This is a genomic window from Rathayibacter caricis DSM 15933 (assembly GCF_003044275.1).
GTDB classification, from domain to species: Bacteria; Actinomycetota; Actinomycetes; order Actinomycetales; family Microbacteriaceae; genus Rathayibacter; species Rathayibacter caricis.
The window spans coordinates 1,931,709-1,945,015 of the sequence record NZ_PZPL01000001.1; the positions used below are offsets into that span (position 1 = coordinate 1,931,709).

Below are 13,307 nucleotides of genomic sequence, written 5' to 3' on the forward strand. Positions count from 1 at the left end.
AACACTGCTGACTCCTTCGTCGTCGTGCGTCCTGCTGCCCGTCGCGAGCGGCGCTGTCCGGGTCCTGAGAACCCTAGGGAGGCCCGGCCCCGCCGTCCGGGTATCGCTCATAAGCGCGCGATCTGCGCATAGTGTGGGTTCTGCGCATTCTGCGCAGGGAGGAGGCCGCATGCGCTTCGCGACCCACGTGCTCGTGCTGCAGCTCGCGACCGTCTCGGCCGCCGTCCTCGTCTGCGCCGGCCTCGTCACCGCGCTCAGCGTGCAGCAGCTGCGCGGCGAGGCGGAGGAGACCGCGCTCGCCATCGCCCGCACCGTCGCCGAGGATCCCGACGTGCGCGCGGCCGTCGGCGACTACTCCGCCGACCCCGGCACGCCCGACGCGGTCGGCCTGCGGACGGGACCCCTCGAGGACCTCGCGGCCGGAGTGGAGGAGCGCACCGGCGCGCTCTTCGTGGTGATCACCGACGACCAGGGCATCCGGCTCGCCCACCCCGACCCCGACCGGCTGGGCGAGGTCGTCTCGACCAGCGCGACCGAGGCGCTCGCCGGACGCGAGAGCGTCTCGTGGGGCACCGGCACGCTGGGGGAGTCGGCGCGGGCGAAGGTGCCCGTCTTCGCTCCCGGCGGCGGCGGCGGGGTCGTCGGCGAGGTGAGCATCGGCTTCGCGCGCTCGAGCGTCTTCGACGACCTGCCCACCGCGCTGCTGGGCGTCCTCGCCGCGGCGGTCGCGGGGCTGGTGCTCGCCGCGGTCGCTTCCGTGTTCATCCGGCGCCGGCTGCTGCGGCTGACGCTGGGCCTGGCTCCGGAGGAGCTGACCGCGCTCGTGCAGGACCAGGCGGCCGTGCTCGACGGGGTCGACGAGGGCGTCCTCGCCTTCGACCGCGACGGACGGGTCGGCGTCTGCAACGCGCGCGCCGCCGCGATCCTCGGATCGGACGATCCGTCCGGGCATGCGCTGCAGGGGCTGACCCTGGCCGAGCTCGAGCTGCCGACCCCGCTGGCCGACGCGATCACCGCCGCGCTGCGCTCGCCCGAGCGGGCCCGGTCGGCGGGAGCGGAGGGGTTCGTCGTGCACTCGCGCATCGTCTACGTCGACATCCGCCGGGTGACCCGCGGAGACCGCGACCTCGGCGTCGTCGTCGTGCTGCGCGACCGGACCGACGTCGCGGCTCTCAGCCGCCGCCTGGACGCGGTCGGCTCGATGACGAACGCGCTGCGCGTGCAGCGGCACGAGTTCGCCAACCGCCTGCACGTCGTGGCGGGCCTGCTCGACGCCGGTCGGACGGAGTCGGCGCGCGACTACCTCGACGAGGTGCTGACCCGCGGGCCGCTGAAGTACCCCGTGCAGCACGCCGACCGGCTGCAGGAGCCGTACCTCCAGGCGCTCGTGGGCGCGAAGGGGATCGAGGCGGCCGAGCGCGGCGTGCTGCTGACCCTGGGCGACGAGACGCTCGTGCGCGGCGTCGTCGTGGAGCCGGAGGACGTCGCGACAGTGGTCGGCAACCTGGTCGACAACGCGGTGCGGGCGGCCGCACTCGGCGCCCGCGACGTGCGCTTCGTCGAGGTCGAGCTGCTGGACGACGGGGACACGCTGTTCGTGACGGTCGCCGACTCCGGCGACGGGGTCGCGGATCCGGACACCCTGTTCGAGCGCGGCCCCGCGGAGGAGGACGGGGACGACGACCGCGTGCACGGCCGCGGCTTCGGGCTGCCGCTCTGCCGCGAGGTGGCGGCGCGGCGCGGAGGAGCGGTGTGGCTGGCCGACGCGGGCGGCGGCTCGGCGGGAGCGGTGCTCTGCGCGCGGCTGCCTGGCGCGGTCCGTCCGCCCGACACGGAGGAGGAGCGATGACAGACCCGCAGGAGCGCACGGTGCTCGTCGTGGACGACGACTTCCGCGTGGCGCAGCTGCACGCCGACCTGGTCGACGGGCGCCAGGGGCTGCGGGCCCTTCCGCCGGTGCACACCGCGCGGGCGGCGCGGGCGGCGGTGCTCGACTCCGCTCCGGATCTGCTGCTGCTCGACGTGCACCTGCCGGACCAGAGCGGCATCGCGCTGCTTCGTGAGCTCGACACCGACGCGTTCGTCGTGAGCGCCGCCTCGGACGGGGCGACCGTGCGACGGGCGCTGCACGCCGGCGCGCTCGGCTACCTGATCAAGCCGTTCGACGCGCGGCTGCTGGGCGAGCGGCTCGACGCGTACGTGCGGTTCCGCAACGTGCTGCGCGAGGACCGCGCGGCCGACCAGGAGGCGGTGGAGCGGGCGCTGCGGATCCTGCACTCGGGCGATGCGGCGGCGGCCGGGCCCTCGAGGTCGGCCACGGAGCAGCTCGTGCTGGCGCGGCTCACGGAGTCGGCCTCCGAGCTCTCGGCGCTGGAGGTCGCCGAGCGCGCGGGCATCTCGCGGGCGACGGCCCAGCGCTACCTCTCGGGGCTCGCCGGCCGCGGGCTGGTCGAGATGACCCTGAGCTACGGCAGCACCGGCCGTCCCGAGCACCGGTACCGCGCGAAATGAGTTCAGAGAGAAGGCTGGGACGCGGTTCCGGAGCGACATCGTCTCGCAACGGCATCCCAGCCTGAGCTGTGCGGACCGTTCAGTGCCCTGCGTTCGCTTCGGTCTCGACGCGGCGGCGCTCGGCGGCCTCCTTCGCCATGCGGCGGCCCTTCGGGCTCACCAGCGACGCGATGACCGTGACGGTCAGCACTCCGATGATCACGCTCAGCGAGAGGCCGGTGCCGATCTCGAAGACCTCCACGTGCTCGCCGTTGTTGATGAACGGCAGCGTGTTCTCGTGGAGCGCGTGCAGGATCAGCTTCACGCCGATGAAGGCGAGGATCGCGGCGAGGCCGTAGCTGAGGTAGACCAGGCGGTCGAGCAGGCCGTCGATCAGGAAGTACAGCTGGCGCAGACCCAGCAGCGAGAACGCCGTCGCCGTGAAGACCAGGAAGACGTCGTTGGTCAGGCCGAAGATGGCGGGGACGCTGTCGAGGGCGAACAGGATGTCCGTGCCGCCGATCGCGGCCATGACCAGGAGCATCGGCGTGAGGACGCGCTTGCCGTCGACGGTCGTGTAGAACTTGTCGCCGTCGTAGGTGTCGCTCGTCTTGAAGACGCGCTTGGCGAGGCGGACCATGATGTTGTCGCCCGAGTGCTCGTCGCCCGGCTTCACCAGGTTGAACGCGGTCAGCAGCAGGATGAGGCCGAACGCGTAGAAGACCCACGCGAACGAGTTGATCAGCGCGGCGCCGAGGAAGATGAATCCGGTCCTGGCGATCAGGGCGAAGACGATGCCGAAGAGCAGCACCTTCTGCTGGTCGGCCCGGGGCACCTTGAAGCTCGCCATGATGATCAGGAAGACGAACAGGTTGTCGACCGAGAGCGCCTTCTCGGTGATGTAGCCCGCGAAGTACTCGGATCCGGGAGTCGGCCCGCCGAAGACGAGCACGCCGAGGCCGAAGAGCACCGCGATGCCGACGTACAGGGCCGACCACACCGCCGACTCCTTCAGCGTGGGCTCATGTGCCTTGCGCACATGGAAGAAGAAGTCGAAGAGCAGGAGCAGGACGATGAAGACGATCGTCAGGGTCCAGATCAGGGGCGATACGGTCATCAGTGGGGGAGGCCTCGCTCGTGAAGGGGTGGGGGACGGTCGTCGGGGGGTCCGAGCGCCGGCGACGGGGTCGGGCAGGTGAGAACGCTAGCGATCCGTCGACGCCGGGCCGGCTGGTGCGACCCGATCATGAGCATCCTCTCAGTTCCCGGGCCCGCCGTCGCGTCCAGCGGCCGGTGGGCCACACTGGTGCCATGCCGGACACCGCGGTCGACAAGACCTTCGACGACGCCTACGGGGTGACCATCCACTACCGCTGGTGGTCGCACCCCGCTCCGCGCGCGCTGGTGCAGATCGCGCACGGCGTGGGCGAGCACTCGGGCCGCTACGTCGAGCTCGCCGAGGCGCTCGTCGCCGCGGGCTACGCGGTGGCGGCCGACGACCACCGCGGGCACGGGCGCACCGGCCTCCAGCAGCACGGCGGCGACGCGTCGCAGCTCGGCCGTCTGGGCCCCGGCGGGCTCCGCGCGACGGAGGAGGCGGTGAACCGGCTCACGCGCGAGCTCGCCGCCGAGAACGCCGGCCTCCCGATCGTGCTGCTGGGCCACTCCTGGGGCTCGCTGATGGCGCAGCGGATCGTCGACCACCACTCCTCCGACTACGCCGCCCTGGTGCTCAGCGGCACCGCCTACCGGCTGCCGTTCTTCATGAACGGCGGCGACCTCACCAAGCGCCACCGGCAGCCCGGGGGGCTGGGGCTCGAGTGGCTGTCGCGCGATCCGGCGGTCTGGCAGCTGTTCCACGACGACCAGCTGACTTTCACGGACCCGCTCGCGAAGCGGATCGGGATCGCGGAGACCCTGCGACTGGTCGGCCGCCCCGCGCGCCGCATCGCTCCTCCGCTGCCGTTGCTCATCGTCATCGGCGCCGAGGACACGCTCGGCGGCGAGCGGTCGGTGCGGGCGCTGGCCCGGGCCTACCGGCGCCGGTCGGGCTTCACCGACGTCTCGGTGCGGGTGTACCCGGAGGCGCGGCACGAGCTGTTCCAGGAGCTGAACCGCGTCGAGGTCACGGCCGATCTGGTCGCGTGGCTGGACGAGAGATTCGACTCCCGGCCCGCGCGGCCCGCTCCGGCCTAGGCTGGCCCCATGCATGGCGAGTACAAGGTCCCCGGCGGAAAACTCGTGGTCGTCGACCTGGAGGTGGTCGACGGCAGGTTCGCAGACTTCCGCCTCGCGGGCGACTTCTTCCTCGAGCCCGACACGGCGCTCGACGACATCGACCGCGCGGTCGTGGGGCTGCCGGAGGAGAGCGACGCCAAGACGATCGCCGCGGCGATCCGGGCGGCGCTGCCGAGCGATGCCGTGCTGCTGGGCTTCACGCCCGAGGCGGTCGCGGTCGCGATCCGCCGCTCGCTGCAGAAGGCGACGAGCTGGCGCGACTACGACTGGCGGATCGTGCATGCGAAGGCCGTCTCGCCGGCGCTGCACCTCGCGCTCGACGAGGTCCTGACGGCCGCCGTCGGCGAGGGCCGGCGCGAACCGACGCTGCGGATCTGGGAGTGGGACCAGCCCGCCGTCGTCATCGGCAGCTTCCAGTCGCTGCGCAACGAGGTCGACCTCGAGAACGCCGAGAAGTACGGCGTCGAAGTGGTCCGGCGCATCTCGGGCGGCGGCGCGATGTTCATGGAGGCGGGCAGCGTCGTCACCTACTCGATCTACGTGCCCGGCGACCTGGTGCAGGGGCTGACCTTCGCCGACTCCTACGCGTTCCTGGACGAGTGGACGATCAGCGCGCTGCAGTCGCTCGGCATCGACGCGGTCTACCAGCCGCTCAACGACATCACCTCGCCCTCGGGCAAGATCGGCGGAGCCGCGCAGAAGCGGCTGGGCTCCGGAGCAGTGCTGCACCACGTGACCATGAGCTACGACATCGACGCCGAGAAGATGGTGCAGGTGCTGCGGATCGGCCGCGAGAAGCTGTCCGACAAGGGCATCGCCTCCGCCGTGAAGCGCGTCGACCCGCTGCGCAGCCAGACCGGGCTCAGCCGCGCCGAGATCATCGAGCGGATGAAGGACACCTTCGTGCGCCTGCACGGCGGGACGCCGGGCGACCTCACCGACGCGGAGTACGCGGAGGCCGAGGAGCTGGTGCGGACGAAGTACTCGACGCAGGAGTGGCTGCGCCGGGTGCCGTGATGCCGCCGGGGCGCTGAGGTCGCCGGGACGATGCGCGGCGCGCTCAGCTCGCGAGCAGCTCCTGGTAGTCGGGGTGCTCGGCGATGAACTCCGCGACGAACGGGCATGCCGGCACGATGCGCGAGCCGAAGCGCTCGTGCGCGTCGTCCAGGGCCGCCTCGACCAGGCGGTCACCGAGCCCCTCGTGCCGGTGCTCGGGGGCGATCTCGGTGTGGAGGAACACCACGTCGGACCCGCGCAGCGCGTAGTCGGCGAGCCCGACGTTCTCGCCGTCGACCCACAGCGTGTACCGGGACTCGGTCGCGTCGTGACGCACTTCTGAGATCATCGCGTCACTCTACGCCGGAGGCCGTCGGGAGCCCTTCAGCCCCGGATCGGAGCCCTGGGCGTGTCGGCGGAGGCGCCCCGCACTGGCAGAATCACAGGATGCCCCTCCCGATCGCGGACGGCGTCCCCGAGCTGCGGAGCGCGGTGATCCACGCCGACAACCTCGACGTCCTGCCGCAGCTGGCCGACGGGTCGTTCACGGTCGTCTACCTCGATCCGCCGTTCAACACGGGGCGTGCGCAGGTGCGCACCTCGACCACGTCGGTGCGCTCGGCGACCGGCACGATCGCCGGGTTCAAGGGCCGCAGCTACGAGCGGATCCGCGGCGACCTGCTGCAGTACGACGACCGGTTCGACGACTACTGGTCGTTCCTGGAGCCGCGACTGGCCGAGGCCTGGCGACTCTTGGCCGACGACGGCACCCTCTACCTCCACCTCGACTACCGAGAGGCGCACTACGCGAAGGTGCTGCTCGACGCGCTCTTCGGCCGCGAGTGCTTCCTCAACGAGATCATCTGGGCCTACGACTACGGGGCGAAGGCCACCCGCCGCTGGCCGACGAAGCACGACACGATCCTCGTGTACGTGAAGGATCCGCGCGGCTACCACTTCGACTCCGTCGCGGTGGACCGCGAGCCGTACATGGCGCCCGGCCTCGTGACGCCTGAGAAGGCCGAGCGCGGCAAGCGGCCGACCGACGTGTGGTGGCACACGATCGTGTCGCCGACGGGGCGCGAGAAGACGGGGTACCCGACGCAGAAGCCGGAGGGGGTGCTGCGGCGCATCGTGCAGGCGTCGAGCCGCGAGGGCGACGCGGTGCTCGACTTCTTCGCGGGCTCCGGGACGACGGGCGCGGTGGCGCACGCGCTCGGGCGCCGCTTCGTGCTCATCGACTCGCACGCCGACGCGGTGGCCGTGATGCGCCGGCGCTTCGCGTCGCTGGATCCGGCGCCGCTCTTCCTCTGACGCCCGCGGGGGCTCTGCCCGCTTCTCCAGAAGTTGCGGTGATCGCGCGCGCTTACCGCAACTTCTGGAGAAGCGCGGGGCGGGAGGGTCCTCCACAGGCGCCGGATCCCTCGTCCACCTGTGGAGAGCCGTCAGCGGGCGGCGAGCGGGGCGATCCTGTCGCCATGCATCAGAGCGACAACCCTCTCGGAGCCTTCTCCCGTGCGTCCGCGATCGAGAGGGGGTGGACCGAGGATCGCATCCGGCACCGTGCACTCTCTCGTCCGTTCCACGGCGTCCGCACCGTGGTCGCGCCGCGCACCCACCTGCAGCGCGCTCAGGCGTACGTCCCTCGCCTGCGGGACGGCCGGTTCTTCTCGCACCTGACAGCGGCGGTGCTGTACGACGTCCCGCTGCCCACCCTCGCCGCCGAGGACGACCCGGTGCACGTCGCCGTCTTCTCTCCTGCCAGGCCCCCGCGGTGCCGCGGTGTCGTCGGCCACGCGCTGAACGGCGGGCGCTTCTCCGTGACGACTCGGCGAGGTCTCCCCGTCACGGATGCGGTGTCGACGTGGCTCCTGCTCGGCACGGTCCTGGCGTACCGGGAGCTCGTCGTCGCGACGGACCACCTCCTGTTCGTCCCCCGCTACCGCAGTGACGACCCCGACCGTCCGTTCGCGCGTCGCGCCGACCTCGAGGCCGCTCTCGCGGACTTCCACGGTGCCGGCGCGCGCGCTGCGCACTGCTCTCTCGCGAGCGTCGGACGCGGCGGCATCCCGTCCCGAGACCGGCCTGCGGTTGATGATCGTCGAAGCGGGCCTTCCGGAGCCCGAGCTGAACGTCCCCATCCGCGTGGGCTCGAAGCTGCTCACCGTCGGAGATCTGGTGTTCGCCCGATGGAAGGTGCTCGTCGAGTACGACGGGGAGCAGCATCGCACCAGCGACGCGCAGTTCGCCCGGGACCGGGAGCGGCTGCTCGCCCTCCAGCTGGCCGGGTGGATCATCGTCCCCATCCGTGCCGAGGGCCTGCGCCAGGGGAGCGCCCGGACGATCGCCGAGATCCGCGCGGCGCTCCACGCGCACGGCTGGCGCGGCTGAGCCCCGGATGCGGTCGGCACGGCGCTGCTCGCACTGCCTCACCGCGACGTCCGGGGAGGAGTGACGGGTCACGACTACCGGCAGGCAGGCGACGCCCGCGGCCGCGTCGCTTCCGCACAAGTTGCGGGAAGTGCGAGCAATCACCGCAACTTCTGGATAACGACGATGGGGGTCGGTCCGAAGGAGGAGGAGGAGGAGGAGGAGGAGGGGCTGGGGCGGTGGATGCGCAGACGTTGTGGCATGCGTGAGGAGCTACCGCCGCTCCTCACGTGCGGTAATCGATTTCTGCTCCGGGACAAGGAGGTGGCCGCCGGATCCACTTCGATTCCGCAGAAGTTGCGGGAAGCGCGAGGGTTCACCGCAAACTCTGGAGAAGGGCGGGGCTCGGTAGTGCGACGGCGAGTGGGCCTGAGATGCAGCGCTTCCGCAGTAGTTGTGGGAAGCGCGAGCGTTCACCGCAACTTCTGGAGAAGCGCGTTGGGAGAAGTGCGAGGGGTCTGGGGGGAGGGAAGGTCAGTGGGCTGGAGATGCAGCGCTTCCGCAGTAGTTGCGGTAAGCGCGAGCGTTCACCGCAACTTTTGGAGAAGCGCGGGAGGGTGGGGGGGGGCGGGGGCGGCCGGCGTCAGGAGCTGGCGCGGACGACCAGCTCGGTGGGCATCAGGGTGCGGTGCTCCACCGGGAGGCCCTCGATGCGGGCGACCAGCAGCTCGGCCATGCGGGCGCCCAGCTCGACAGGCATCTGGCGGACGGTGCTCAGGGCGGGCGCGGCGGTGCGGGCGAACATGTCGTCGTCGAAGCCGACGACGGCGACGTCGTCCGGGATGCGCCGGCCGGCCGCCCGCAGCGCCTCGTACGCGCCGACGGCCATCTGGTCGTTGGCGGCGAAGAGGCCGTCGATCGAGGGGTCGCGCTCGAGCAGTCGGCGCATCGCCTCGCGGCCGCTGTCGGGCGAGAAGTCGCCCCACTCGACGAGCGAGTCGTCCAGACCCGCGTCGGCGAGGGTGCGGCGCCAGCCGACGAGCCGGTCGACGCCCGGGGGCATGTCGGCGGGGCCGGCGATGGTGGCGAGGCGGCGGCGTCCGCGCTCGACGAGGTGCGCGGTCGCGGCGGCCGCCCCCTCCGCGTTGTCGACGTCGACGAAGTACGAGCCGCGCTCCTCCGGCGACAGCGGGCGGCCGCCGAAGACGATCGGGAGCGAGTTGGCGAGAGCCGCGTAGGAGTGGTCGCCCGAGTGGTGCGAGACGACGAGTGCGCCGTCGACGTTGCCGCCCAGGAGGTAGCGGCGGGTCTTCTCGCCGTTGGTCTCGGACGCGATCAGCATCGACAGGGTGTAGTCGGTGTCGGCCAGGCGCATCGCCGCGCCCTGCACGATCGAGGCGAAGAACGGGTCGGCGAAGACGCGCGCCGTCGACTCCGGGACGATCAGCGCGATCGACTGCGTGCGCCGCGACGCCAGCATCCGGGCGGCGCGGTTGGGCACGTAGTCGAGCTCGCCGATCGCCTTCTCGACCGCGGCGACGATGTCGGCGGCCACCTGCGGGGCGCCGTTGACGACCCGCGAGACGGTCGCGCGCGACACTCCGGCGCGCGCCGCGACCATCTCGAGGGTGGGGGAGCGCCCCGCCTCGCGGCCGATCGATCCGTCGGCCACCGGTCAGTCCAGGAGCGACGCGGCAGAGCCGCCGAGCAGGCGCGAGTAGACGAGGCCGGAGTCCTTGATCGTGCGCTCCTGGGACTCGTAGTCGACGCGGACGATGCCGAAGCGCTTCTCGTAGCCCCACGCCCACTCGTAGTTGTCGAGCAGCGACCAGACGAAGTAGCCGCGGACGTCGGCGCCCTGGTCGATCGCGTCGGCGACCTTCTCGACGTGGTCGAGGACGTACTGGGTGCGGTCGACGTCGTGCACGCGGCCGTCCTCGACGACGTCGTCGTACGCGGCTCCGTTCTCGGTGACGTAGAGCGGAGGGAGGTTCTCGTACTCCAGGCCCAGGCGGGTGAGCAGGTAGCGCAGTCCGTCGGGGTGCACCTCCCAGTCCATCGCCGTGCGCGGCAGGCCGCGGCTGGGGAAGGTGATGAACTCCGACCCCACGAACGGGGAGGCCGTCTCGCGGTCGGTCGCGACGGCGAAGTCCTCGGTGCCGGCGGGGAGCGCGTGACCCGAGACGTTGTCGTCGTGGTAGTGGTTCACGCCGAGGAAGTCGAGCGGCAGCGAGATGAGGTCGAGGTCGCCGTCGACGATCAGCTCGTCGAGTCCGAGTCCGGCGACGTCCTCGAGCAGGTCCTCGGGGTACTCGCCGCGCAGCAGCGGGTCGAGGAAGATGCGGTTCTGCAGCGCGTCGAAGCGGCGGGCGGCGTCGAGGTCGACCTCGTCCTCGGGGTCGTCGGGGACGGCGTTGGAGAGGTTGAGCGTGATGCCGAGGTTCTGCGCGCCGAGCTGACGCAGCGTCGAGACGGCGAGGCCGTGCGCGAGGTGGGTGTGGTGGACCGCCGCGAGCGCGGCCTGCGGCGAGATCACTCCGGGGGCGTGCACGCCCGCACCGTAGGAGAGCAGCGTCGAGCAGAACGGCTCGTTGAACGTCGTCCAGTGCTGGACGCGGTCGCCGAGGCTCTCGTAGACGGCCTCGGCGTAGTCGCGGAAGCGCTCGGCGGTGTCGCGGTTCGTCCAGCCGCCGGTCTCCTCCACGGCCTGCGGGAGGTCCCAGTGGTAGAGCGTCAGCCAGGGCAGGATCCCGGCGCCCAGCAGCTCGTCGACCAGGCGCGAGTAGAAGTCGAGTCCCTCGGCGTTGACGGAGCGGTCGCCCGGCTTCACCCGCGACCAGCTGACCGAGAAGCGGTACGAGCCCAGGCCCAGCTCCTTCATCAGCTGCACGTCGGCGGGCATGCGGTGGTAGTGGTCGACGGCGACCTCGGGGGTGTCGCCCTTCGCGACGGCGCCGGGGACGCGCGAGAACGCATCCCAGATGCTGTCCTCCTTGCCGCCCTCGTGGCCGGCGCCCTCGATCTGGGCGGCGGCCGTCGCGGAGCCCCACAGGAATCCGACCGGCCAGTCGCGCACGGCGAGGCGCTCGGCCCGGAGGTTCTGCTCAGCGAGGCTCGGCGTCTCGGTGGCGGGGGTGCGGGCAACGCTCATGGGCGACTCCTTCGGCTGGTACGGCCATCCTACGACCTTCGATGGAGCGCTCTCTCGCCGCCGTACCGGCGCCGCGCCGAGATCTCGGGGCGGCGCCGGAGCGGTTCAGCTCCGCCGGTTGTCGGGCGCGGTCGGAGTCGTGCGGACGGAGTCGGTCCGCACGTCGGGCTCGATGCTGCCGGCGGCGAGATCCGCGCCCGCCCGGGCGGCGAGCTGCGGGTCGGTCCGGCGGAGCTCCTCGGCGCGCTCCTCGTCGGCGGCGAGGTCGTGCGCCTCCTGCATCGCCGACTTCGCGCGCAGCGGCGGCGTCTTGAGGAACCACGACAGCACGAAGGCGAGCAGGACCACTCCGAGGGCGACCGAGAAGACGGTCACGGTGGCGTCGTTGAAGCCGGTCAGGAACGGCGCCGACAGCGCGCGGTCGGCGGTGTTCAGGAACGAGGTGTCGCCGTCGAGAGCCGAGCCGATCGCCGAAGTGTCCTGCGACTGCAGGAGGCCGAGGATCTTCTCGTTCGCGGGATCGGCCAGGACCGCCGGGTCGGCGAGAGCGGCCTGCAGATCGGAGGCGATCGCCGGCTTCTGGAAGGCGCCCGCGATCGTGTCGGGGATGCGGGTGAACAGCACCGAGAAGATCACCGCGGTGCCCAGGGTGCCGCCGATCTGCCGGAAGAACGTCGAGGCGCTCGTCGCGACTCCCATGTTCGCCACGTCGACCGAGTTCTGCGAGGCGAGGGTGAGCGTCTGCATCATCTGGCCGAGTCCGAGTCCCAGCAGCAGCATGCCGCCCATCATGAACAGGACCGGCTTGTCGATCGAGACGAAGGTGAAATAGAAGAACGCGGCCGACATCAGGAACGTGCCGACGATGGGGAACGCCCGGTAGCGCCCGGTGCGCGAGATGATCTGGCCCGACACGATCGAGGCGATCATGAGGCCGAGGATCATCGGGAGCATCAGGAAGCCCGACTCCGTGGGAGTCGCTCCGTTCACCAGCTGCAGGTAGAGCGGGATCGTCATCATGCCGCCGAACATGCCGAAGCCGACGAGGACGCCCAGCACGGTGGCCATCGAGAAGGTCGGCGAGCGGAAGAGCTTCAGCGGGATCAGCGCGTCGTCGCCCATCATCCGCTCGGCCGCGATGAAGCCGACGATCCCCAGGACGCCGACGATGTAGCAGACCCACGCGATCGGGGAGCTCCAGCCCCACTCGCGCCCCTGCTCCGCGATCAGCAGGAGGGGGCCGGCCGCGACGATGACGAGGGCCGCGCCCCACCAGTCGATGCGGATCGAGCGGGTGCCCGCGGGCTTGGGCAGGTGCAGGAAGCGGAGCACGATGACGAGCGCCACGGCGCCGATCGGCAGGTTGATCAGGAACACCCAGCGCCAGCCGGTGATGAACAGGATCTCGGGTGTGCCGGCGAGCAGGCCGCCGATCAGCGGGCCGACGACGCTCGAGATGCCGAAGACGGCGAGGAAGTAGCCCTGGTACTTGGCGCGCTCGCGCGGCGGGAGGATGTCGCCCATGACGGTCAGGGCGAGCGACATGAGGCCGCCGGCGCCCAGTCCCTGCACGGCGCGGAAGCCGGCGAGGCCGAGCATCGAGGTCGCGAACCCGGCCAGGAGGGAGCCGATCAGGAACAGGACGATCGCGATCAGGTAGAGCGGGCGCCGGCCGAAGATGTCGGAGAGCTTGCCGTAGATCGGGGTCGCGATGGTCGAGACGATCAGGTAGGCGGTGGTGACCCAGGCCTGCTGCGACAGTCCGTCGAGGTCGTCGGCGATCGTGCGCATCGAGGTGCCCACGATCGTCTGGTCGAGCGAGGACAGGAACATCCCCGCCATCAGTCCGAAGATCACGAAGAGGATCTGGCGGTGCGACATGACCGCGCCGGAGGGCGTCGGTGCGGTCGGTCGTGAAGCGGAGTCGGCCATGGGTGTCCCCTCGTCAGGCGGGCGCCTTCAGGGCACGGCGGACCGCCGCGAACGTTGCGTGCTGCGCAAAGTTACACCGGGAGCCGACGCGCCTCCAGAGCCCGCGGCGAGCCTGAACGGGATCTCAGGA

Annotated in this window: 11 protein-coding genes; 6 read left to right on the top strand and 5 right to left on the bottom strand. The window is 71.4% G+C overall.

Going from position 1 to position 13,307, the window contains the following annotated elements:
• Positions 1–169: 169 nt before the first annotated feature.
• Complete coding sequence (locus C1I63_RS08895; protein WP_211315603.1) at positions 170–1,849, top strand: sensor histidine kinase; 1,680 nt, start codon at positions 170–172, stop codon at positions 1,847–1,849.
• A complete protein-coding gene (locus C1I63_RS08900; RefSeq protein ID WP_055786834.1) occupies positions 1,846–2,511 on the top strand; it encodes a response regulator in 666 nt (221 codons plus the stop codon). The genes C1I63_RS08895 and C1I63_RS08900 overlap by 4 nt, the downstream gene beginning before the upstream one ends.
• Positions 2,512–2,590: 79 nt before the next feature.
• On the opposite strand, the gene C1I63_RS08905 is transcribed toward C1I63_RS08900, so the two are convergent.
• Positions 2,591–3,607, bottom strand: coding sequence for a TerC family protein (locus tag C1I63_RS08905; RefSeq protein ID WP_107574561.1), 1,017 nt, complete (start codon positions 3,605–3,607; stop codon positions 2,591–2,593).
• 194 nt (positions 3,608–3,801) lie between these two features.
• On the opposite strand from C1I63_RS08905, the gene C1I63_RS08910 reads away from it, so the two are divergent.
• Positions 3,802–4,686: an alpha/beta fold hydrolase gene (locus C1I63_RS08910; RefSeq protein ID WP_107574562.1), complete on the top strand. Its 885-nt coding sequence runs from the start codon at positions 3,802–3,804 to the stop codon at positions 4,684–4,686.
• Positions 4,687–4,695: 9 nt separating this feature from the next.
• Positions 4,696–5,745 carry a lipoate-protein ligase LplAB gene (gene lplAB / locus C1I63_RS08915; protein ID WP_107574563.1) on the top strand — a complete coding sequence of 350 codons (1,050 nt, stop codon included), beginning with the start codon at positions 4,696–4,698 and terminating at the stop codon, positions 5,743–5,745.
• A 43-nt stretch (positions 5,746–5,788) separates the two neighbouring features.
• Here lplAB and C1I63_RS08920 read toward each other — a convergent pair whose 3' ends face one another.
• A complete protein-coding gene (locus tag C1I63_RS08920) occupies positions 5,789–6,073 on the bottom strand; it encodes a GNAT family N-acetyltransferase (protein WP_055786843.1) in 285 nt (94 codons plus the stop codon).
• A 98-nt stretch (positions 6,074–6,171) separates the two neighbouring features.
• Between C1I63_RS08920 and C1I63_RS08925 the strand changes: the two genes are divergently transcribed.
• The gene (locus tag C1I63_RS08925; RefSeq protein ID WP_055786845.1) at positions 6,172–7,038 is read left to right on the top strand and encodes a DNA-methyltransferase; all 867 of its coding nucleotides are present in this window, start codon (positions 6,172–6,174) and stop codon (positions 7,036–7,038) included.
• A gap of 633 nt (positions 7,039–7,671) precedes the next feature.
• The gene (locus C1I63_RS19440) at positions 7,672–8,115 is read left to right on the top strand and encodes a DUF559 domain-containing protein (RefSeq protein ID WP_170116360.1); all 444 of its coding nucleotides are present in this window, start codon (positions 7,672–7,674) and stop codon (positions 8,113–8,115) included.
• 622 nt (positions 8,116–8,737) lie between these two features.
• On the opposite strand, the gene C1I63_RS08940 is transcribed toward C1I63_RS19440, so the two are convergent.
• From C1I63_RS08940 to C1I63_RS08950, 3 genes are all read right to left on the bottom strand, one after another.
• A complete protein-coding gene (locus C1I63_RS08940; RefSeq protein ID WP_107575800.1) occupies positions 8,738–9,715 on the bottom strand; it encodes a LacI family DNA-binding transcriptional regulator in 978 nt (325 codons plus the stop codon).
• A 54-nt stretch (positions 9,716–9,769) separates the two neighbouring features.
• The gene (locus C1I63_RS08945) at positions 9,770–11,245 is read right to left on the bottom strand and encodes a GH1 family beta-glucosidase (protein ID WP_107574566.1); all 1,476 of its coding nucleotides are present in this window, start codon (positions 11,243–11,245) and stop codon (positions 9,770–9,772) included.
• Between the two features lie 105 nt (positions 11,246–11,350).
• Complete coding sequence (locus C1I63_RS08950) at positions 11,351–13,177, bottom strand: MDR family MFS transporter (protein ID WP_244907012.1); 1,827 nt, start codon at positions 13,175–13,177, stop codon at positions 11,351–11,353.
• Between the last annotated feature and the right edge of the window lie 130 nt (positions 13,178–13,307).